Annotated in this window: 16 protein-coding genes; 8 read left to right on the plus strand and 8 right to left on the minus strand. The window is 55.2% G+C overall.

All coding sequences use genetic code 11. The annotated features are described in order from the left end of the window. Both gorA and ACMVME_RS22255 read left to right on the plus strand, forming a co-directional pair. Nucleotides 1–1,100, plus strand: a 1,100-nt coding sequence (gene gorA / locus ACMVME_RS22250; RefSeq protein WP_414743502.1) for a glutathione-disulfide reductase, incomplete at its 5' end; no start/stop codon positions are given. Nucleotides 1,101–1,371: 271 nt separating this feature from the next. Next, complete coding sequence (locus tag ACMVME_RS22255; protein ID WP_020884498.1) at nucleotides 1,372–3,021, plus strand: alpha,alpha-trehalase; 1,650 nt, start codon at nucleotides 1,372–1,374, stop codon at nucleotides 3,019–3,021. A 60-nt stretch (nucleotides 3,022–3,081) separates the two neighbouring features. Here ACMVME_RS22255 and ACMVME_RS22260 read toward each other — a convergent pair whose 3' ends face one another. Beyond that, nucleotides 3,082–4,671 carry an STY4199 family HEPN domain-containing protein gene (locus ACMVME_RS22260; RefSeq protein ID WP_032679187.1) on the minus strand — a complete coding sequence of 530 codons (1,590 nt, stop codon included), beginning with the start codon at nucleotides 4,669–4,671 and terminating at the stop codon, nucleotides 3,082–3,084. A gap of 148 nt (nucleotides 4,672–4,819) precedes the next feature. Between ACMVME_RS22260 and ACMVME_RS22265 the strand changes: the two genes are divergently transcribed. After that, nucleotides 4,820–5,359, plus strand: coding sequence for a GNAT family N-acetyltransferase (locus ACMVME_RS22265; protein ID WP_032679188.1), 540 nt, complete (start codon nucleotides 4,820–4,822; stop codon nucleotides 5,357–5,359). A gap of 71 nt (nucleotides 5,360–5,430) precedes the next feature. After that, complete coding sequence (locus ACMVME_RS22270) at nucleotides 5,431–5,769, plus strand: lysozyme (RefSeq protein ID WP_014172077.1); 339 nt, start codon at nucleotides 5,431–5,433, stop codon at nucleotides 5,767–5,769. Here ACMVME_RS22270 and ACMVME_RS22275 read toward each other — a convergent pair. Both ACMVME_RS22275 and ACMVME_RS22280 read right to left on the minus strand, forming a co-directional pair. Then, entirely contained in the window at nucleotides 5,748–6,350 is a 603-nt protein-coding gene (locus ACMVME_RS22275) for a response regulator transcription factor (RefSeq protein ID WP_032679190.1), read from the minus strand. The genes ACMVME_RS22270 and ACMVME_RS22275 overlap by 22 nt on opposite strands. Nucleotides 6,351–6,523: 173 nt before the next feature. Next, nucleotides 6,524–7,282 (minus strand): SDR family NAD(P)-dependent oxidoreductase, encoded by a 759-nt coding sequence (locus ACMVME_RS22280; RefSeq protein ID WP_032679191.1) that lies wholly within the window; start codon nucleotides 7,280–7,282, stop codon nucleotides 6,524–6,526. Nucleotides 7,283–7,401: 119 nt separating this feature from the next. On the opposite strand from ACMVME_RS22280, the gene ACMVME_RS22285 reads away from it, so the two are divergent. The 3 genes from ACMVME_RS22285 (at nucleotide 7,402) to ACMVME_RS22295 (ending at nucleotide 10,961) form a co-directional block, all read left to right on the plus strand. Continuing rightward, complete coding sequence (locus ACMVME_RS22285; protein ID WP_414743503.1) at nucleotides 7,402–8,301, plus strand: LysR family transcriptional regulator; 900 nt, start codon at nucleotides 7,402–7,404, stop codon at nucleotides 8,299–8,301. Between the two features lie 50 nt (nucleotides 8,302–8,351). After that, nucleotides 8,352–9,377 carry an inner membrane protein YhjD gene (yhjD, locus tag ACMVME_RS22290; RefSeq protein WP_032679193.1) on the plus strand — a complete coding sequence of 342 codons (1,026 nt, stop codon included), beginning with the start codon at nucleotides 8,352–8,354 and terminating at the stop codon, nucleotides 9,375–9,377. Nucleotides 9,378–9,638: 261 nt separating this feature from the next. Beyond that, complete coding sequence (locus ACMVME_RS22295; RefSeq protein ID WP_014172082.1) at nucleotides 9,639–10,961, plus strand: MFS transporter; 1,323 nt, start codon at nucleotides 9,639–9,641, stop codon at nucleotides 10,959–10,961. Nucleotides 10,962–11,021: 60 nt separating this feature from the next. Here the strand turns inward: ACMVME_RS22295 and ACMVME_RS22300 are convergent, their stop codons facing one another. Further along, nucleotides 11,022–13,064: an AsmA family protein gene (locus tag ACMVME_RS22300; protein WP_044867314.1), complete on the minus strand. Its 2,043-nt coding sequence runs from the start codon at nucleotides 13,062–13,064 to the stop codon at nucleotides 11,022–11,024. A gap of 65 nt (nucleotides 13,065–13,129) precedes the next feature. Beyond that, nucleotides 13,130–13,903 carry a cyclic-guanylate-specific phosphodiesterase gene (gene pdeH, locus ACMVME_RS22305; protein ID WP_032679195.1) on the minus strand — a complete coding sequence of 258 codons (774 nt, stop codon included), beginning with the start codon at nucleotides 13,901–13,903 and terminating at the stop codon, nucleotides 13,130–13,132. A 228-nt stretch (nucleotides 13,904–14,131) separates the two neighbouring features. On the opposite strand from pdeH, the gene ACMVME_RS22310 reads away from it, so the two are divergent. Continuing rightward, the gene (locus ACMVME_RS22310) at nucleotides 14,132–15,061 is read left to right on the plus strand and encodes a sugar kinase (RefSeq protein WP_032679197.1); all 930 of its coding nucleotides are present in this window, start codon (nucleotides 14,132–14,134) and stop codon (nucleotides 15,059–15,061) included. A 45-nt stretch (nucleotides 15,062–15,106) separates the two neighbouring features. Here the strand turns inward: ACMVME_RS22310 and ACMVME_RS22315 are convergent, their stop codons facing one another. The 3 genes from ACMVME_RS22315 to hmsP all read right to left on the minus strand — a co-directional run bounded on the left by ACMVME_RS22315 (nucleotide 15,107) and on the right by hmsP (nucleotide 20,279). Then, nucleotides 15,107–16,600, minus strand: coding sequence for a M16 family metallopeptidase (locus tag ACMVME_RS22315; RefSeq protein ID WP_014172086.1), 1,494 nt, complete (start codon nucleotides 16,598–16,600; stop codon nucleotides 15,107–15,109). A 226-nt stretch (nucleotides 16,601–16,826) separates the two neighbouring features. Next, entirely contained in the window at nucleotides 16,827–18,113 is a 1,287-nt protein-coding gene (locus tag ACMVME_RS22320) for a dicarboxylate/amino acid:cation symporter (protein WP_014172087.1), read from the minus strand. Nucleotides 18,114–18,272: 159 nt separating this feature from the next. Then, nucleotides 18,273–20,279: a biofilm formation regulator HmsP gene (gene hmsP, locus ACMVME_RS22325; protein WP_138014234.1), complete on the minus strand. Its 2,007-nt coding sequence runs from the start codon at nucleotides 20,277–20,279 to the stop codon at nucleotides 18,273–18,275. Nucleotides 20,280–20,347: the final 68 nt, after the last annotated feature.

Here is a 20,347-nt window from a genome sequence, read left to right on the forward strand (position 1 = left end):
TCGCCAGCCGTACTGCCTATATCGACCGTATTCATACCTCGTACGACAATGTGCTGGGCAAGAACAACGTCGATGTTATTCATGGTTTTGCGCGCTTTGTTGATGCGAAGACGATAGAAGTTAACGGTGAGACGATCACTGCCGATCACATCCTGATCGCGACCGGCGGGCGTCCGAGCCACCCGGATATTCCCGGTGTGGAATACGGTATCGACTCCGACGGTTTCTTCGAGCTGCCTGCTCTGCCAGAACGTGTTGCCGTGGTGGGCGCGGGATACATCGCCGTAGAACTGGCCGGTGTGATTAATGGCCTGGGCGCAGAAACGCACCTGTTCGTGCGTAAACACGCGCCGCTGCGCAACTTTGACCCGCTGATCGTCGATACGCTGGTCGAAGTGATGAATACCGAAGGCCCAACGCTGCACACCCACGCCGTGCCAAAAGCGGTCGTGAAAAATGCAGACGGTAGCCTGACGCTTGAGCTGGAAGATGGCCGTAGCCAGACCGTGGATTGCCTGATCTGGGCGATTGGTCGTGAACCGGCTAACGACAACTTCAACCTGGCGGCGACGGGCGTTAAAACCGATGAGAAAGGGTACATCGCTGTCGATAAATTCCAGAACACCAGTGTTCCGGGCATTTACGCGGTGGGCGATAACACCGGTGCGGTCGAACTGACGCCGGTTGCGGTTGCCGCAGGCCGTCGCCTCTCTGAGCGTCTGTTTAACAACAAACCGGAAGAGCATCTGGACTACAGTAACATTCCGACCGTGGTCTTCAGCCACCCGCCAATCGGCACAGTGGGCTTAACAGAACCTCAGGCGCGCGAGCAGTATGGCGACGACCAGGTGAAAGTGTATAAATCCGCGTTCACCGCGATGTATACCGCCGTCACCTCTCACCGTCAGCCATGCCGCATGAAGCTGGTCTGCGTGGGTCCGGAAGAGAAGATTGTCGGTATCCACGGCATTGGCTTTGGCATGGACGAGATCCTGCAGGGCTTCGCCGTGGCGCTGAAAATGGGTGCCACCAAGAAAGACTTCGATAACACCGTTGCGATCCACCCGACAGCGGCCGAAGAATTTGTCACCATGCGTTAAGCAAAATGCCCCTCTGCGGAGGGGCGTTTGTTTCAGACATAAATGGTTGCACAACGAATGCTCTGAATTATTTGCCCCATAAATCTGTCTAAAAATCCCTTTTAGCCTTTATTTTTCAGCCAATTGCTGTTCTAACTCCGCAAATACCTCGCGTTTAAAAACGTGATCAACCGCACATTTCCCTCAGCCAACACCGAAGCGAATGTCTACGCTTATAAGACGCCCGGAAAAAACTGTTATTTTGAACACACAACCGGAGGTCCTTATCGCCATGTTCAACCAGAAACTACAGGCTGCCGAGAACATCGAGTTCGAGATTGCAGAAGAGCTGCGCTACGAGACCGATCCCTGCGAGTTAAAACTGGATGAAATGATTGAGGCGGAGCCGGAACCCGAAATGATTGAGGGGCTACCCGCCTCTGATGCTCTGACGCCCGCCGATCGCTATCTGGAACTGTTCGAGCACGTGCAGTCGACACGGCTGTTTGCGGACAGCAAAACCTTCCCCGACTGTGCCCCGAAGATGGATCCTCTGGATATTCTGATCCGCTATCGCAAGGTCAGGCGCCACCGGGATTTCGACCTGCGCCGGTTCGTGGAGAACCACTTCTGGCTGCCAGAGACCTATACTACGGAATATGTCTCCGACCCCGGCCTGTCGCTAAAAGAGCACATTGACAGCCTGTGGCCCGTGCTGACGCGCGAGCCGCAGGACCACATCCCCTGGTCTTCTCTGCTGGCGCTGCCGCAGGCCTATATCGTGCCCGGCGGGCGTTTTAGCGAGACCTATTACTGGGATTCCTACTTCTCCATGCTGGGTCTGGCAGAGAGCGGACGTAACGATCTGCTGAAATGTATGGCGGATAACTTCGCGTGGTTGATTGAACGCTACGGCCATATCCCGAACGGTAACCGTACCTATTATCTCAGCCGCTCCCAGCCGCCGGTATTTGCCCTGATGGTGGAGCTGTTTGAAGAGGATGGTGTGCGCGGTGCAAAGCGCTACCTTGAACACCTCAAAATGGAGCATGCCTTCTGGATGGACGGGGCGGAATCGCTGCTGCTTAATCAGGCCTATCGCAGTGCGGTGCGTATGCCAGATGGCTCGCTGTTAAACCGCTACTGGGACGACCGTGACACGCCGCGCGATGAATCATGGATTGAGGATGTGGAAACCGCCCGTCACTCTGGCCGTCCGCCGAATGAGGTTTATCGCGATTTGCGCGCAGGCGCGGCCTCCGGCTGGGATTACTCCTCGCGCTGGCTGCGGGAGCCTGGCCGACTTGCCAGCATCCGCACCACGCAGTTTATTCCTATCGATTTGAACGCGTTCCTGTTCAAACTGGAAAGCGCGATCGCCAATATTTCGGCATCGAAAGGGGATAAAGAGACCGCGGAACTGTTCCGCCAGAAAGCCAGCGATCGCCGCGCCGCGGTGAACCGGTATCTGTGGGATGACGAGAATGGCTGTTACCGTGACTACGACTGGCGCCGCGAGGTCATGGCGCTGTTCTCAGCGGCGAGCATTGTGCCGCTGTACGTTGGCATGGCGACCCACGAGCAGGCTGAACGCTTGTCGGATGCGGTAAAAGCACGTCTGCTGACGCCGGGCGGGATTCTAGCCACCGAGTACGAGACCGGCGAGCAGTGGGATAAACCCAACGGCTGGGCGCCGCTGCAGTGGATGGCGATTCAGGGCTTCAAACAGTACGGCAATGACTCGCTGGGCGATGAGATTGCCTGGAGCTGGCTGCAGACGGTGAATCATTTCTATAAAGCCCACCATAAGCTGATTGAGAAATATCACATCGCCAGCAGTACGCCGCGCGAAGGGGGCGGGGGTGAGTACCCGCTGCAGGATGGCTTCGGCTGGACTAACGGCGTGGTACGGCGGTTGATTGGGTTGTATGGGGAGCCGTGACCTTCTGCGGTCTGATGCCCGTATCCATCCCTCTCCTCCCGGGAGAGGGAGAAGACAGGATTAACGAATCACTTCATAAATGGCGGTCTGGATGGACTGCCATTTTTTTGTGGTGGCATCCGGCTGTGATTGTGCCCGACGCGTCGCCAAATCCAGATCATGCTGCTGGCGCTTCACCACGGCAGGCACGGTGCAAAACGCCTTCAGATACTGTTTACGCATTGACGTCAGGGACTCGCCATTCGACATGGCATGGCTGAGCGTGTTGATAAAGCGCCGGCACGGCTTCTGTTCCACCATGTTCTGTCGGTAGCGCAACATCAGCTCCAGAACGTCGTCATAGTCAGCCGACATCGCCTCTTCCGTCCAGGAGAGCTTCCAGTCCATCCCTCCCTGCAAAAACAGCAGTGCCACCCGGGTATCATTGCGGTTAATCGCCGAGCGGAAATTATTCTCGTCCCAGGTCACGCCCATGCGCGACAGCGTCTCGCGCGAGGAGGGGGTTTCGCGCATCTCCTGAGGCTGGGCCGTTTCTGCAACGTTCCCGGCTGCAGGCTGGGGTTTACTGCTGGTTACCAGCCAGAAGCCGCCCGCCACAATGGCAATCACCATCACGCCAACCGCCCCCCATAACGCGCCGGAAATAAGCTGCTCACGCTGTTCTGGCGTGCGCGGTGCGCGCTGGGTCGGTTTTTCAATCGTGTCACGAACCTCAAAGAGATCCCCGCCGGTCACACGATCCATTTTCTGCGCCTTTTCCCAGAAAGCATGCAGCTCGCTGGCATCCACCGCCATCAGTCCGGCCGGGTTGACACGGGTTCTCCCCTCTTCAAAAGCACGTTGAACCGGTCGGGTGATCTGCGTGTAGTAGTTATCCAGCAGCTGGATTTGCGCCGAACTTAACGCTTTCTGCACGGTAATATTGTTGCGGATTTGCCGAATATCATCGAGGAAGGTTTGCAGGGTTTTCCGCGGTTCCACCATCAGCGTGAGCATTGACGGATCGCTAAACAGCGAGGCGTAGTAGCGGCTGAACTCTTTTTTATCCACCAGCATCTGTGCCAGCTCACTGAACATCATGCCGCTCAGCACATCATTGATGTCACCAAGCTTCAGCCAGCGCCGCACGCGGTCCGCGTTAAACAGGGTTTTAAGATGGTTATTCAGCCGCACCTGATCGGGCCAGGCCTGCTGGATGAGCCCTTTTATCATCAACTCAATTGTACGCACCTGCTTGTGCGCCTGTTGCTGCTGGAGTTCACTGCCAGGCGCCACTTCGGTGCTGTAGGTCAGAAGAGGCTGCTGCAAACGAAGGTGCTCCAGCGTAGTCACAAACCGCATCGCGGCAATCAGCTGGTTTTCACTGACATCCTGACCGCTTTCGTACTGAGGAACACGCTGCTGAAGCAGACGCAATTGCAGCGTGAATTCGGACATCTCCGCGTCATTCAAATTGAGCGTCTTCGCAACCGCATTCCAGCCCCCCAGGCCTAAACGCGCGCTGTCCAGTTGTTCCAGAAACCAGCGTGGATCTTTTCCCTCAGAAACATGTACATTCAGGAGAAGTAAAATTTCAACCGAGGCCTGGCGAATAACCGCCAGACAGTGTTCGAACTGTTCGCGGATAGGGTGTGCTGTGCTGAGAGTCATTGTTTTCCTTAAGCGACAACGAAGACAACCAGAATGGGCCCGTAATGGCCGTTTTTCTTTTTATTTATACGAGGTTAACCATACCTGACTTTCTGTTGAAATAAAGTGACACCACGAAAATCATTTTAAATGTTTCAGGAGAATCTGAATGCCTGTCTTAACGACATCGCGTCTTATCTGTTCACCGCTGCAAGACCATGACTGGCCCTTTTTCCTGGCGTTGCAGCACGACCCCGAGGTGATGCGTTTTGTCGCGGAAGATCGCCCCGTGGAGGCGATCCGCGAGGCGTTCGAATCTCGTCTGACGCCCTGGACGCCGGGCAGCGCGCACTGGCTTTGCCTCGTTGTGCGTGACGCCACCTCCGGCGTACCGCTCGGCGTCACCGGTTATATTCATCGCGATGACGATTGCGCGGAAGTGGGTTTTCTTTTTGCACCTGCGGCCCAGGGGAAAGGCTACGGCTTCGAATCACTGCAGGCGCTGTGCGGTTACGCCTTTCATCAGGGCGGCATACGCCGCCTCACCGCCACCGTCACGGCGGGGAATATCGCCTCCAGACGCCTGCTGGAAAAAACGGGCTTTCGTCTGGAAGGTGAGTTACGCGAGAGTTATTACCTTGGCGGACAATGGCATAATGACTGGCTGTTCGGTTTATTGAAGCAGGAATATCTCAGCAATTATTCCTGACCTATAGCCATTTGGCGGATATTTCGCGTGCGTCGTTTCCTCTACAATATTGCCATTAAGAGGAAACGAATATGAAAGGTCATGCGCTGAAGATATCTTCTGCCGCCATTGCGTTAATAAAAAAACACCAGGGGCTTTCTCTGGAGAAATATCGTGATGAAAACGGTTTATGGGTTATAGGCTATGGCCATGTTATTCGCCAGGGCGAATGTTTTCAGCGTCTTATCACGCCGCTACAGGCTGAATATTTACTTCACGATGATATTCAGCTGTGCGAAACGCTGTTGCGGGAAAAATTTAAACGCCCGTTAACCCAACAGCAGCACGACGCGCTGGTGTTGATGATGCTCAGTTTCGGTGAGACGACCTCACTCCCGACCGCAATTCTTCAGGCCGTCGCCCGGGTATAGTACATCGCGGCCTGGGTTCTGTTTTTCACCTCCAGACGGCGGAAAAGCGCTTCCAGGTGCGCTTTCACCGTGGCGGCGCTGATGTTGAGATTGCGCCCGATCTCTTTGTTGGACTCCCCCGCCGCCAGTAATTTCAGGACTTCGCGCTGGCGTTCGCTTAAGGATAATAACGCCTGCGGCGCCGACGGTTGCCTCACCCACTCACCGGGGAAGCACACCATTCCTCGGGAGACCGAATCCAGCACCGCGGAAAAGCGCTCCGGGTGCGCATTGCGGGGAACAATGGCCATCACGTTTCGCTGCAGCAATTGCTCAACCCAGCGGGCCTCTTTTTTAGCCAGAACCATTACCACGCGTATCGTCGGAAAACGCTGCATGATCGCTTCCAGCCAGGCGATCCCCTCATCCTCAATTAAATTCCCGTCAATCATGACGATAGCCGTGGGTGACGCTGAAATTTGCGCCCATAAATCTTCTGCCTGACAGCTTCCCGTAATATTTATTTCCGGAATTAATTTCTGAAGACTGTGTATCGCTCCGTGAATAAACAGGGACTGCCTGTCAAACATAATTACCCGCATCGTTTTTCTCCCTCTGAGAGTCGCGAAGGGAGATTCTACAGAGGCATTATTTAAGAAAAAACTCAATGAACGGAGACGTTACAAATCCACCAGTGTTATTTATATCTCCCAGTATCTGGACACATTCAATTTGAGGATTTCCTTAAGAGGTTCCATCCCCTTAAGCGAAGGCATCACAGGAACATACCGCCTGATACTTCAATACGCTGCGCATTCATCCAGCCCAGTTTATCGCTGAGCAGCGCCGCAATGGCATCACCGATATCATCCGGCAGCCCTACGCGCCCGAGCGCCGTCTGTGATGCCAGCATCTGGTTAAGCTGCGCGTTGTCACGCACGCGTCCGCCGCCAAAGTCGGTTTCTATCGCACCGGGAGCAATGATATTGACGGAGATACCGCGCGCGCCCAGCTCTTTCGCCTGGTAGCGGGTCAGCACTTCCATCGCCCCTTTCATTGCTGCATAGGTGCCGGAACCGGGTTGCGTAAAACGGGCCAGCCCGCTGGAGACGTTCAGGATCCGCCCACCGTCGTTCAGCAAGGGAAGCAAACGCTGCGTCAGGAAAAAAGGCCCTTTGAAATGGATATTCAGCGCCTCATCAAACTGGGCTTCCGTTGTCTCGGCATAGGGCGCGTACAAGCCCGTCCCGGCGTTGTTTAATAAATAATCAAAGGTTTCACGCTGCCATACGGTATTAAGGATTTCCTGAAGCTGACCGGCAAAAAGGTCGAAACTGGCAACATCGCCGACGTTGAGCTGCAATGCGGCCGCGTTAACGCCTTTTTGCTGAATTTCGCGCACAACATCCAGCGCGTCCTGTTGGCTTCGGTTATAGGTCAGGATAATTCCCGTTCCGTCTGCTGCCAGCTTTAAGGCCGCGTTTTTACCCAGGCCACGGCTACCACCTGTGACTAATGCAATACGTTCAGACATAAGAAACCTCGTTTTGACTGTTGTGGAGATTGAGAAAGAGCTTATTAGGTGATAGAAGATCAATAAAGATGTCGCAGAGCGCTTCACTGTTTCAATTGCAACAACAATGAGCTTCGTCTATGGATAAAATTCACGCAATGCAGCTGTTTGTTCGTGTCGCGGAACTGGAGAGTTTTTCCCGGGCGGCGGAGTCACTGACGCTGCCGAAAGGCAGTGTTTCGCGGCAAATTCAGGCGCTGGAAAACCGACTGGGAACCCAGCTATTGCACCGAACCACGCGTCGCGTAAGCCTGACGCAGGACGGCATGGTGTATTACGAGCGGGCAAAAGATCTTCTGACAAACATGGATGAACTGGACGGTATGTTCCAGCATGACCCCTCCACCATCAGCGGTCGGTTACGCGTGGATATGCCCGTCAGCGTTGCTCGAAATTTAGTCATCCCCAAACTGCCTGCTTTTCTGCAGCATTATCCGGGCATCGAGCTGGAACTTAGCAGCAGCGATCGCCTGGTGGATGTTATTCGTGAAGGGTTTGATTGTGTGGTACGCGTCGGCGCGCTCAAAGACTCGGGACTTATCGCCCGCCCGCTGGGCAAGCTGTCGGTGATTAACTGCGCCAGCCCGGATTATGTCAAGCGTTTTGGCTATCCGGAAACGCTGGAAGATTTAGGTTCACACGCCGTCATTCACTACGCCGCCACGCTGGGAACACGTCCCCTGGGCTTTGAATTTTATAACGGCACGTCGACGCAGTGGGTGAAGACGGGCGGGGTTTTGACCGTCAACAGCACAGAAACGTATCAGGCGGCCTGTATCGCCGGGCTAGGTATTATCCAGGTGCCGCGCGTTGGCGTGCGTGACGCTCTGCGCACCAGGAAGTTGATTGAAGTTCTCCCGCAGTACCGGGCGGAACCGATGCCGGTATCGCTGATTTATCCCCACCGGCGCAACCTCTCCCGTCGGGTACATCTGTTTATGGAGTGGCTTACTGCACTCACAAAAGCTTACGTGGATTAGTCGCAAGCTATAATTCAATAACATCCAGCCAAACGAAAAGGAAAAGTCGCGTGACGCCGGAAAACAACCCGCAACGACCTACCCAACATTTAGATTACGAACCCATCCAGAAGATGGAAACCGGGCCTGAAGAAGCAAAAATGCCAGGCACCGCCAGCAAAGCGCTGGGGACTGTCACCAGCCTGGCAGAGCGGATACAGCAGTTCCCCATGATTGCGCACTTGATACGCGCGACAGAGCGGTTTAATGACCGCATGGGTAACCAGTTTGGTGCTGCCATCACCTATTTCTCTTTTTTATCGATGATCCCGATCCTGATGGTGTCCTTTGCCGCAGCCGGTTTTGTGCTCGCGTCACACCCAACGCTGCTGCAGGATATCTTCAATAAAATCCTGAATAACGTCAGTGATCCGACCCTCGCCACCACGCTCAAAAACACCATTAATACCGCCGTACAGCAACGTACGACGGTCGGTATCGTCGGTCTGCTGATTGCCCTTTACTCCGGGATTAACTGGATGGGCAACCTCCGCGAGGCCATTCGTGCCCAGTCGCGCGAGGTGTGGGAGCGTAAGCCTCAGGACCAGGAGAAAATCTGGGTTAAGTATCTTCGCGACTTTGTTTCGCTGATTGGCCTGCTCGTCGCGCTGATTGTGACGCTCTCCATCACCTCTGTCGCCGGTTCGGCGCAGCAGATGATTATCTCTGCGCTCTATCTGGATTACATCGAGTGGCTGAAGCCCGCGTGGCGCGGCATTGGACTGGCTATTTCCATCTTCGCCAACTATCTGCTGTTCTTCTGGATCTTCTGGCGCTTGCCCCGCCATCGTCCGCGTAAGAAGGCGCTGATCCGCGGCACATTGATTGCGGCGATAGGCTTTGAAGTGATCAAAATTGTGATGACTTACACTCTGCCATCGCTGGTGAAATCCCCTTCTGGCGCGGCGTTTGGCTCGGTGCTGGGGCTGATGGCGTTCTTCTACTTCTTCGCCCGCCTGACCTTGTTCTGCGCGGCGTGGATTGCCACCGCCGAGTACAAAGACGACCCGCGCATGCCGGGTAAAACACACCGATAACGTCTCTCCCGGGCTGAAACTTCAGCCCGATTCATCATTTCAGCATATAAATCCAGTCCGTAACTTTTATTTAACCAAAAACCAGTTTTATCAGCTGATATTTGAAAACTGTGAAGCATTTCATGAAAGTGTTTTGTCTGGCCTGAACATTATCCGCTTTTTGTTGCTTTTATCACCAGCGCGCGGCTTTGTTACAGATTGAAATGTCGCTTTTGCTGTGCGTAATATGGCCTTTCGTCCGACTAAAAATAAGAAAATATTATGCAAGCAACAGCCACAACACTCGACTCCGGTGCGGAAACCGCGCCGGTTAACTCGCGAAACAAAGTTGTCGTCGCCTCGCTGATTGGCACCGCCATTGAGTTCTTCGACTTTTACATTTATGCCACCGCAGCGGTCATTGTCTTCCCGCATATTTTCTTCCCGCAGGGTGACCCGACGGCAGCCACGCTGCAGTCTCTGGCTACCTTTGCGATCGCGTTTGTTGCGCGTCCGATTGGCTCTGCCCTGTTTGGACACTTTGGCGATCGCATCGGCCGTAAGGTCACGCTGGTGGCCTCGCTGCTGACGATGGGGATCTCCACCGTCGCTATCGGCTTGCTGCCTACCTACGAAACCATTGGTATTCTGGCCCCGATGCTGCTGGCGCTGGCGCGTTTTGGTCAGGGTCTGGGGCTGGGCGGTGAATGGGGGGGTGCGGCGCTGCTGGCCACGGAGAACGCACCGGCACGCAAACGCGCGCTGTACGGTTCATTCCCGCAGCTTGGTGCACCGATTGGCTTCTTCTTTGCGAACGGGACTTTCCTGCTGCTCTCCTGGCTGCTGACGGACGAACAGTTCATGAGCTGGGGCTGGCGTATTCCGTTCGTCTTCTCCGCCGTGCTGGTGCTGATTGGCCTGTATGTCCGCGTGTCGCTTCACGAAACGCCGGTTTTCGCTAAAGTTGCTGCCGCGAAAAAACAGGTAAAAGTGCCGTTGGGTACGCTGCTGACTAAACACGTCCGCGTGACGGTACTGGGCACGTTTATCATGCTCGCGACCTATACGCTGTTCTATATCATGACGGTCTACTCAATGACGTTCAGCACCGCCGCCGCGCCGGTTGGGCTCGGCCTGCCGCGTAACGAAGTGCTGTGGATGTTGATGATGGCGGTCATTGGGTTTGGCGTCATGGTGCCGATTGCCGGCCTGCTGGCGGATAAGTTTGGTCGTCGCTCAAGCATGATTGTTATCACCACGCTGATCATTCTGTTTGCCCTGTTCGTCTTCCCGCCGCTGCTGGGTTCAGGTAGCCCTGCGCTGGTCATGGCGTACCTGCTCATTGGTCTGAGCCTGATGGGCCTGACCTTCGGCCCGATGGGCGCGCTGCTGCCAGAGCTGTTCCCAACGGAAGTGCGTTATACCGGTGCGTCGTTCTCCTATAACGTTGCCTCTATTCTGGGTGCGTCCGTTGCGCCTTATATCGCCACCTGGCTGCAGGCAAATTATGGCCTGTTCTACGTGGGCGTTTACCTGGCCGCCATGGCAGCACTGACGCTGATTGCCCTGCTGCTGACCCACGAGACGAAGCACCAGTCTCTGTAATTCACCGCGGCCTGATACCCTCTCCCCCAGGGAGAGGGTAAAGGTCCCGAAAGCCGCACGTTATTTTTTCATCTGCGACAAAATGTTCCGGCACTGATTCGCATCCCCTTCTGACGGCGAAATTAACGCCAACAGCGCCGCCGCTGGCGTAACCAGCGTCGCGAGTGCTGCCGCCACCGCGCCGCGCGCAATCAGCGGACCGGGTTTCACACCCGCCTGCGGATTTTTAAAGGTCCCACGCACGTAGAGCGGCGAACGCAGGGTGATGATACGAATCCCCTTACTTTCCGGATCGATGGTTAAATCAAGCTGCTCGGAGGCCATACTGGCGGTGCCGGTCACGTTGATGACCGCGTTCTCCGTATCGAAGGCAAAAATTTGCGGGCGCGCCACGCCGTTGACCAGATCCAGGTTGGCCGCCGCACAGTTCACCCGCACCTCATCATCACCGAATATTTGCCCGATGACGTAGTTCCCGACGTTCAGCCCCAGGATCTCCATCAGGTTGCGGCTCACCAGCCCGTCGTTCATCAGAAGCTTCAGGTTACCGTTACTGCTCCCGAGCAGTGCAGCCACAGAATTCCCCACGCCGCGGATATCGGCATCGCCGTTCATTTCACCCAGGGTTTTCTGCATCAATTCCACGTTCGGCATCAGCTCTTTCAGTTTGAGCCGGCGGGCCTTGATATCGGCACGCCCCTGCATCGGCTTTTTATCGCCTTCGAGGTGAATGTTCGATGAGAGGGTCCCACCCGCCATGCCAAACTTCAGTGGCTGCAGGCGTAAATCGGCATTTTTAAGCAGGATATGGGTCGAAAGATTACTGATCGGCAGCGTACTGCCATGTTCGATTTTGCCCCCTTTAAAGCGAACATCCGCATCCATTACGTCCCACTTATCGGTCTCAAAGCGATCGTAAGGCAGGACTTTCCCCGCCGGCTGGCGATCTTTCTTCACCTCTTTTGATTTCGTGCCTTTACCGGAATCAATCCCGATCAGCGGCCCCAAATCGGCCAGCCGCAGCTGGCGAGACTCCACATCGCCTTCCAGTTTCGGACGCGGTTTTCCGGTGGTGTAGGTCAACGAGCCATGGATATCGCTGTCGCCAATACGGCCATTGAAATCGCGATAATCAAATACCGACGATTTTTCCGTGTCGATTTTTGCCACCAGATGCCCGTCCGTCTCAAACGGTGGCGTATCTGGCAGCAGGACGCCAGTGAGTTCATACAGTTCACCCAGCGAATCACCGGCAAACTTCAGCCGCAGATCAACGCCCCCCATGTTCATAGGATCGTTGACGGTCCCGGTGAAGGCCACCCGCGTGTTCCCGGAGCGGAAATCCGCCTGCACAGGAAATGGCGTCGAGTCGCTTCGAAGCGCCAGCATGCCGCCAATTTTTCCGGTGCCGGTCAGGGGCTGCCCTTTGTAGCGCCCTTCGGCCTTCAGGCCGAAAACATAATCCCCGGCTTTGGCATTATCGCCCTTCGCTTTTGCACCGGTCACTTCGCTAAACGGCAGCGGTTTGCCCAACGGATCGACCAGGATCTCGATATCAGCTTTGCTGACCTTGTCGTCGATGGCGATCCGCCCGCGATCGAAGAGAATATTGTCGAGACGGAATGACCATGATGAGGGTTGCGCATTGGGATCTTTTTCGTCGCTGCTGGCGAGATCAAACGTCCAGTTGTTATTCTTTTCGGAAAGGCGGATCAGACGCGCATCGGGCTGCTGAAGCTTGATCCACGGCAGGTAAACCGTTTTGGTCAGTAGCGCTAACGGGGCCAGCGTGGCTTCTACGCGGGGCAAATGCACCATTGTCACGTCAGGAATATCCGGCGGGTTGCCGAGAATGATGTCGTCGGCGTGGACATGCGGCCAGGGGATCCAGCTTCGCCAGCCGGTCTCCTCTTTCTGGCGTTCCCACACCACCCCGAGATCGCCGCGTATGGCGAAGGGGCGATTGAGTTCGGTGGAGACTTTCTGGTTGATGGTCGGCTTAAGGCGGTTCCAGTCAAACGTCGCGATAATGACGACGGCGACCACGATCAACAACAATAAAATCCCTGCTGTCCAGGCGATTACCCTGGTTGTTTTTGTCATTGTTATCCCCTTTCCTGATGACCTTACCTGTAAAACTATAGTTCAGACAAAGGGAAGCGGGCAGATCAGAGGATCGTTATCACGGAATCGAGGGTATCCATTGGGACCGGACGAGAGAGGAAATAGCCTTGTGCCGCCGCCGCGGGAGAATTTTGCACATCACGCCACTCATCCAGCGTTTCCACGCCTTCCACTATCACGCCCTGGCAGTAGCGGTTCATCAGCTGTAATAAGAGCGTAAACAGGTTCCGCCCTTCCGGGGTCTGGCGCAGCATAATGAACAGGTCGCGGGCCACTTTAATGTAGTCGTAACGCACTTCGCTGAGGGCAGAGAAGTTCGCCATCCCGGTGCCAAAGTCATCCAGCCACAGCGGGCCGAATTCGCACATCGAGGCAAATGATGAGTCCTGTGGCAGACGAACATGCTCCACCAGCTCAAAGCGCATCCACGGTAAGGAGGCGATCAGCTCCTGTAATTTCGCGTTCTGGCGCAGCGCCAGCAGGGTGGGTCCATCGACGTTGACCGAGGCGAGGATGGCGTGCTGTTCGAAAAAGGCCTGTTTGGTTGCCAGCATACGGAGCTGTTCTTCCAGCACATCCAGGCGCTGGCGCACGGCAACTTCGGCAAAATAGCGGTCCGGTGCGATACGCTGTGAGGGGTTTGACGGGTGCGTCACGACGGTCAAAATTTCAATAGCCATCAGTCGACCGTCCGTTCGGTAGATCGGCTGATAGGTGTACGCACGCTCACATTGCAGCCAGTAGCGATGCTCCTGCAAGTTCTCAATACTTGCCTCAGGCGTAGTGCTCAGCCGCTGGATAACCTGCTCTGACTTCATTTCAGATGTCCTGTTGTTGGATGGCCTTTCTGGACTCGTCAAAGGGTTATCGGCCCGGCAATTGAGAACTTTATGTTCAATTCACCGGGAAAATGAAATTAAGCGGGCAGAAATTAACAGGAACACGCGCTGGCTCAAATAAAATAATGGAACGTCGTTTTAATATAGTTGACCGCATAATTCACTCAGCGCACACTACCGAAAATTACTCTGTTCAGGTTCACGACTATGACCAAGAAAATTGCCGTGATTGGCGAATGCATGATTGAGCTGTCACAAAAAGGCGCGGAAGTCAGCCGCGGTTTTGGTGGCGATACGTTAAACACCTCCGTTTATATTGCCCGTCAGGTTGCCCCTGAGGCCCTTACCGTGAACTACGTCACCGCCCTGGGGACGGACAGTTTCAGCCAGCAAATGCTGGAAGCCTGGCAGAGTGAGCAGGTGGACACCTCGCTGATACAGCGTATGGAAAACCGCCTGCCGGGGCTTTACTACATTGAAACCGACGATACCGGCGAGCGGACCTTCTACTACTGGCGTAACGAAGCCGCGGCCAAATTCTGGCTGGAGAGCGACGATGCGGCTGCCATCTGCGAAGCGTTAGCCACCTTTGATTATCTTTATCTGAGCGGGATTAGCCTGGCTATTTTAAGCTCAGCCAGCCGTGAAAAGCTGCTGTCGTTACTGCGTGAATGCCGCGCCAATGGCGGCAAGGTTATTTTCGATAATAACTACCGTCCGCGCCTGTGGGCCAGCCGTGAAGAGACGCAGCAGGTTTATCAGCAGATACTGCAATGCACCGATATCGCCTTCCTGACGCTCGATGATGAAGATGCGCTGTGGGGTGAGAAACCCGTTGATGAGGTGATTGCGCGTACGCAGGCCGCCGGCGTAAGTGAAGTGGTGATTAAGCGCGGGGCTGATTCGTGTCTGGTCGCCATCGCAGGTGAAGCCGTCATCGACGTCCCTGCGGTGACGTTGCCGAAAGAGAAAGTGATTGATACGACGGCGGCGGGTGATTCATTCAGTGCGGGCTATCTGGCGGTGCGTCTGACGGGCGGGACGCCTGAAGCGGCGGCCCAGCGTGGACACCTGACGGCGAGCACCGTGATCCAGTATCGCGGGGCAATTATTCCGCGTGAGGCAATGCCACAGTAAAAACAAAACCCTCTCCGACAGGGAGAGGGTTCTGGATGAGGGGCATTACTGCCCCTGCGGGATATCCGTTGCGTCCTGGTGCAAATCATCTGCCGTAGCAGCCTGCGATGGCTGCGGCGCGGAGGCCATAATGGTATTCCAGGTCGACTGAAGTTCCTTCATGTCATATTCCGGCTCGCCTTTCGGCTGCAGAAGAATCAACGCCATTTCCTGCGACAGCTGCTGACGTAAGTCCTGATTCAACATATCGACGGTCAACCCCTCCAGGAAGTCCTGACGAAGCTTCTGGTACTGCTCCGGCGCGATATCCACCACCTGATTCTGCAGTGAACGAATACGCTGGCTGATCAGAATGTCGGTATCGGCGCGGGCATACGTTGCAAACAGCTTCTGCAGCTCAAGTTTTTTCTGCGCGACCAGTGCATTGAACTCTTCTTCCGACAGACCCTCTTTGCGCACTTTTGCCAGCTCTTTTGCCACCACGCCCAGATTCGCATTCAGCTTATCACCCGGCGATTCAACGTTAATGGCACACTGTGCACGCTGGAACAGCACGCGGCAGTCAAAGCCGAGACCGATATTCTTCACGTTATTCTTGCTGAGCGTCTGCTGAACGTGCCAGAACAGCGCTTCACGTGCCAGATCGGCACGCCAGTAGCGCAGCAGCGCCGCTGACTCACGGATTGGCTGCCAGGCGTTATCCCACATGACGGAGAGGCGGTCCTGACGAACGGTATCCGTCATAATGCTGACAGGCTCTGCGCGCAGCGGAGAGAGCGTTGGGACAGGGGCCGGTGTTTCGCGTTTGCCTTTCAGTTCGCCAAACGCTTTGTTGATCTGCTCCACCACCGCACGGCTGTCCACATTCCCCACCACGATAAGCGTCATCGCGTCCGGGGTGTACCATTTCTGGTAGAACGATTTTACCTGCTCAGCGTCCACCGGCTGTTTCAGCGGCTCGGCCGGGTCATGCCCAAGCAGCGTTGAACCCTTCAGGCGGTAACGCCACCAGCCCTCTTTGGTGTCCACAGGCCAGGTGGCAACCATGTCACTGTTGCTCAGCGCATAGTTAACAGTTTCCGGCGTAATCGCCAGATTGCCCGACGCATCGGCGAGATACGTAAGGGCTTCTTTGAGCAGGTCGTTACGGTTATTTGGCAGGCTCAGGTTGAACATGGTGTAGTCATACGAGACCACAGCCGGAGGAAGCGGGCGTTTCGGATCAATGGCCTGTTGCCAGAGCGAACGCACCTGAACTGCTTGTAAACTGCCGCTCTGCGTGAGCGCCAGTCGGGGAATAAAATGGCTAAAACCGGTTTGCTGAGTGCTTTCCGTGAGGGAGCCGGTATTAACAGACAGACGGATTTCAACACGGTCACTCGGACGTTGTGGGGTGGCTAAAACCTGCCACTGAAAACCGTTCGCTAGTGTCCCTTGTTGCCAGGCCGGGTCTGGCTGGAGCGCATCTGCCTGCACATAACTGGCTGCTGCCATCATCAGCAAACCGCCGGTTAAGAGTCGAATTTTTGTGCCCTGCATGTGAACCCCTGATCAACATTCCTGGTTAAAGAGAGTGTCTCGCGACGCGTTTCACTCTAAAAGATGACGATGAAAACACGTCGATTAGACCGCGTGTTCTACAAAACGTCACGGTCAGAAGTGAAATATACCCAAAAAAAATCTTGTCGAATTATGACAGGTACGAACAGTTATTATGCGCAGGAGCCCGCATCCCGACAAGGGAATGCGGGCATTTGTGACAATATTAAGAGGATAAACCAGGAGTTTTGCTGTCTGACTGGCGATTATTTAACGTATCGTCGAGCTTTTTGTGATCCAGCTCTTTCACCCATTTTGCCACGACTACCGTTGCCACACCGTTACCTACGAGGTTGGTTAAGGCACGGGCTTCAGACATAAAGCGGTCAATACCGAGAATCAGCGCCAGCCCCGCCACCGGCAGGTGTCCGACCGCGGAAATGGTGGCCGCCAGCACGATAAAGCCACTGCCAGTAACACCTGCGGCCCCTTTAGACGAGAGCAGGAGCACCACCAGCAGGGTAACCTGATGGAAAATGTCCATATGGCTATTGGTCGCCTGAGCGATAAACACGGCCGCCATTGTCAGGTATATCGAGGTGCCATCAAGGTTGAAGGAGTAGCCCGTCGGGATGACCAGCCCCACCACCGATTTACGGCAGCCCAGCTTTTCCATCTTATCGAGCATGCGCGGCAGGGCCGATTCTGATGAAGAGGTCCCCAGAACAATCAGCAGCTCTTCGCGGATATAACGGATAAATTTGAAAATGCTGAACCCTGCCGCGCGGGCGATTGAGCCCAGCACCACCACCACGAACAGAATACAGGTGATATAGAAGCAGATGATGAGCTGGCCCAGCTGCACCAGGGTACCCACGCCATACTTACCGATGGTGAATGCCATCGCACCGAAGGCCCCAATAGGCGCCAGGCGCATGATCATATTGATGATGCCGAAGATGACCTGCGAGAAGCTTTCGATGACGTTAAAGATCAGCTGGCCTTTGTTGCCCAGACGGTGCAGGGCAAAGCCAAACATGACGGCAAACAGCAGCACCTGCAGAATGTTGCCGCTGGCAAATGCACCAATGACGCTGCCTGGGATAACGTCCAGCAGGAAGGCCACTACCCCCTGGTCTTTCGCCTGATCGGCATACACCGCGACCGCTTTGGCATCCAGCGTCGACGGGTCAACGTTCATCCCCGCGCCGGGCTGCACCACGTTCACGATGATAAGACCAATAATCAGCGCAAGGGTACTGACCACTTCGAAATAGAGAAGCGCCACTGCACCGGTACGGCCTACCGCCTTCATGCTTTCCATGCCAGCGATGCCCGTCACGACGGTACAGAAGATCACCGGGGCGATGACCATTTTGATGAGCTTAACGAATGCGTCGCCAAGCGGTTTCATTTGTGCGCCAAGTTCAGGGTAATAGTGACCAAGCAAAATACCGATTGCGATGGCTGTCAGGACCTGAAAATAGAGACTTTTGAAGAGTGAGGTTTTCATAGGGTGTCCTTGGGAAGAAAAACCACAGGCTTTGTAAGGTTATGGTTAACCTGCGGCTCTAAAATAACACCCGTATAACAGGACAGAAATAAACCCAGTTCAAATTTGAAACACAAATGTTAAGAACTTTGAGCTGGCTCGCACAAGCCAGCAACAAAATTACACGTTTGCGCTATTGTCCCCACCGGAAAGGTAGCGTTGTTCAAAGACATCCGACGGAACAGCCGGTGCAAACAGGAAGCCCTGTCCGCCCTCCACGCCCGCTTCAGCCAGCCAGGTGCGCTGCGCGTCTGTCTCAATCCCTTCGGCAATCAGCTGCAGTTTCAGGCTGCGGGCCAGTTGGATAATGGCCTGGACCATGCTGCTGTCTTCCGGCAACCCTTCAACAAAGGCTTTGTCGATTTTCAGCACATCCACCGGCAGGGTTTTCATATGCTGGAGCTGACGCAGCCCGGCATAGCCCATACCGAAATCGTCCAGCGCGATGCGTATACCGGCATTACGCAGCGGTTTCAGAATCGCGACCGCCTCATTAGGATCGTCAATACGCCGGCTTTCCGTGACTTCCAGCGTCAGCGTATCAGGCTTGATCCGGTAACGATGGATAAGCTCCAGCATCTCAGACACCATGGTCGGATGCATCAGCTGCAGGGCGGACAAGTTGACCGACAGCGGGAGCGTCACGCCTCGTTCCTGCCAGGCAGCAAGCTGTCGGCACGACTCCTCCAGCACCCAGTAACCGACGGTGACCATCAGGCCACAGGATTCGATGCGCTCAATGAGCCCTTCCGGCAATTCCCATGAACCATCCGGCTGCTGCAGGCGCAGCAGCGCTTCCGCGCTGATCACCTCGCCCGTCAGCAAATTCACCTGTGGCTGGAGCCAGAGGGCAAACTGACGGTTATCCAGCGCGGTCAAAATGTCGCTCTCTTCCGTCAGGCGCTGCTGCGCCCTTTCCATCTGTTCCGGGTCGAAGAACTGGATCTGATTTTTCCCTTTGCGCCGGGCGGTAAACGCCGCCGAGAAAGCACGACGGTAAAGCTGTTCCGCCGTTAAGTCACCGTAGTACATCGCAATACCGATACTGGCGCTTGGACGAAGCTGGATGCCCTGAATGGGCAGCCGCTCATTAATGACAGTGAGTACTTGCTGACCTAATGTGATCGCATGCCACGGCTCTTTCACGCCGTTGGCAATCACCACCAGGTCATACCCGCTGACCTGGGTCAGCACCATGCGCGGGGCCAGCACGGACTTCACTTTCTCCACCAGCGTCAGGAGCAGCATTTCACGCTGGTTCTCTTTGAGCACGCCGGCGGTGTCCTGCAGGGTTTCACAGGCGATCACCATCAGCGCGGTGGTTTGCTGGCGGGCAACAGTCTGTTCCAGCATTGCCATCAGGAAGGCTTTATTGGGCAGCTCCGAGACCGGGAAGCGCGTGGCGCTGCTGTTCAGCTCATCCTGCTGGCGCTGCATCCGCTGCTGGTTGAGGTTATAGCTGCGTACCAGCATACCAATCTCGTCATCATGATGAAGACGCGGCAGCGGAAGCTGATGCCCCACCTGGTCCTGCGGTGAAAGCGTGTTCAACTCCCGGGCAATCCGGCGTAGCGGATGCACAATCAGACGGTTAATACACCAGGTCAGCGCCACGCTCAGAATAAGCGTCATAAGTAAGCAAGTGGTCACTAACGTGACAACCCAGCTCATGACGAACTTGTACATGCGGTACGAGTCTGCCTGCAGAACAAGGTAGGCCAACGGCTGTGGATTCGCGGGACGCTCAAGCGAATAGACCGGCAGCGAAATCTGCACCGGCAGTTCAAACAGTCGCATCACCATCATGGGGACGGGGCGCTCGGGGATAAAACTCATCCGCAGCGCCTGAAACTGATTGGGTAACACCACGTCTGCGCGGCTCACGACACCGGCAGGCTGAATGCGTTTTAAAATGGTTTCCGCTTCGGGAATATCCCCTTTCAAAATAGAGGCAGAGAGCGGGCCACGCACCGAGCGGGCAATACTTTCTAATTGCGAAGCCGTGTTATAGCGATTCTGCTGTACGGAATGAAACAGCAAAATTACGCAAAAAAGGAGTACAAACAGCATTGTGACGGCAGAAACCATCGCCATCTGTTTGATAGTTAAGGAACGGCTGACACGCAAAATGACTCTCCACAAAACTCGAAGCGCAGGGCGCACCAGGGTGTAAACCTGGTGCGCCTGAGTATACC

The organism is Enterobacter cloacae complex sp. 2024EL-00711, from assembly GCF_047529885.1.
Classification (GTDB): domain Bacteria; phylum Pseudomonadota; class Gammaproteobacteria; order Enterobacterales; family Enterobacteriaceae; genus Enterobacter; species Enterobacter ludwigii.

Coding starts and splice junctions, on each gene's coding strand:
- ACMVME_RS22295 (WP_014172082.1), top strand. CDS start 9,639: ATGCAAGCAACAGCCACAACACTCGACTCCGGTGCGGAAACCGCGCCG.
- ACMVME_RS22320 (WP_014172087.1), bottom strand. CDS start 18,113: ATGAAAACCTCACTCTTCAAAAGTCTCTATTTTCAGGTCCTGACAGCC.
- ACMVME_RS22275 (WP_032679190.1), bottom strand. CDS start 6,350: ATGCGGGTAATTATGTTTGACAGGCAGTCCCTGTTTATTCACGGAGCG.
- ACMVME_RS22285 (WP_414743503.1), top strand. CDS start 7,402: ATGGATAAAATTCACGCAATGCAGCTGTTTGTTCGTGTCGCGGAACTG.
- pdeH (WP_032679195.1), bottom strand. CDS start 13,903: ATGAAGTCAGAGCAGGTTATCCAGCGGCTGAGCACTACGCCTGAGGCA.
- ACMVME_RS22255 (WP_020884498.1), top strand. CDS start 1,372: ATGTTCAACCAGAAACTACAGGCTGCCGAGAACATCGAGTTCGAGATT.
- ACMVME_RS22315 (WP_014172086.1), bottom strand. CDS start 16,600: ATGCAGGGCACAAAAATTCGACTCTTAACCGGCGGTTTGCTGATGATG.
- ACMVME_RS22300 (WP_044867314.1), bottom strand. CDS start 13,064: ATGACAAAAACAACCAGGGTAATCGCCTGGACAGCAGGGATTTTATTG.
- ACMVME_RS22310 (WP_032679197.1), top strand. CDS start 14,132: ATGACCAAGAAAATTGCCGTGATTGGCGAATGCATGATTGAGCTGTCA.
- ACMVME_RS22270 (WP_014172077.1), top strand. CDS start 5,431: ATGAAAGGTCATGCGCTGAAGATATCTTCTGCCGCCATTGCGTTAATA.
- ACMVME_RS22265 (WP_032679188.1), top strand. CDS start 4,820: ATGCCTGTCTTAACGACATCGCGTCTTATCTGTTCACCGCTGCAAGAC.
- ACMVME_RS22280 (WP_032679191.1), bottom strand. CDS start 7,282: ATGTCTGAACGTATTGCATTAGTCACAGGTGGTAGCCGTGGCCTGGGT.
- ACMVME_RS22260 (WP_032679187.1), bottom strand. CDS start 4,671: ATGACTCTCAGCACAGCACACCCTATCCGCGAACAGTTCGAACACTGT.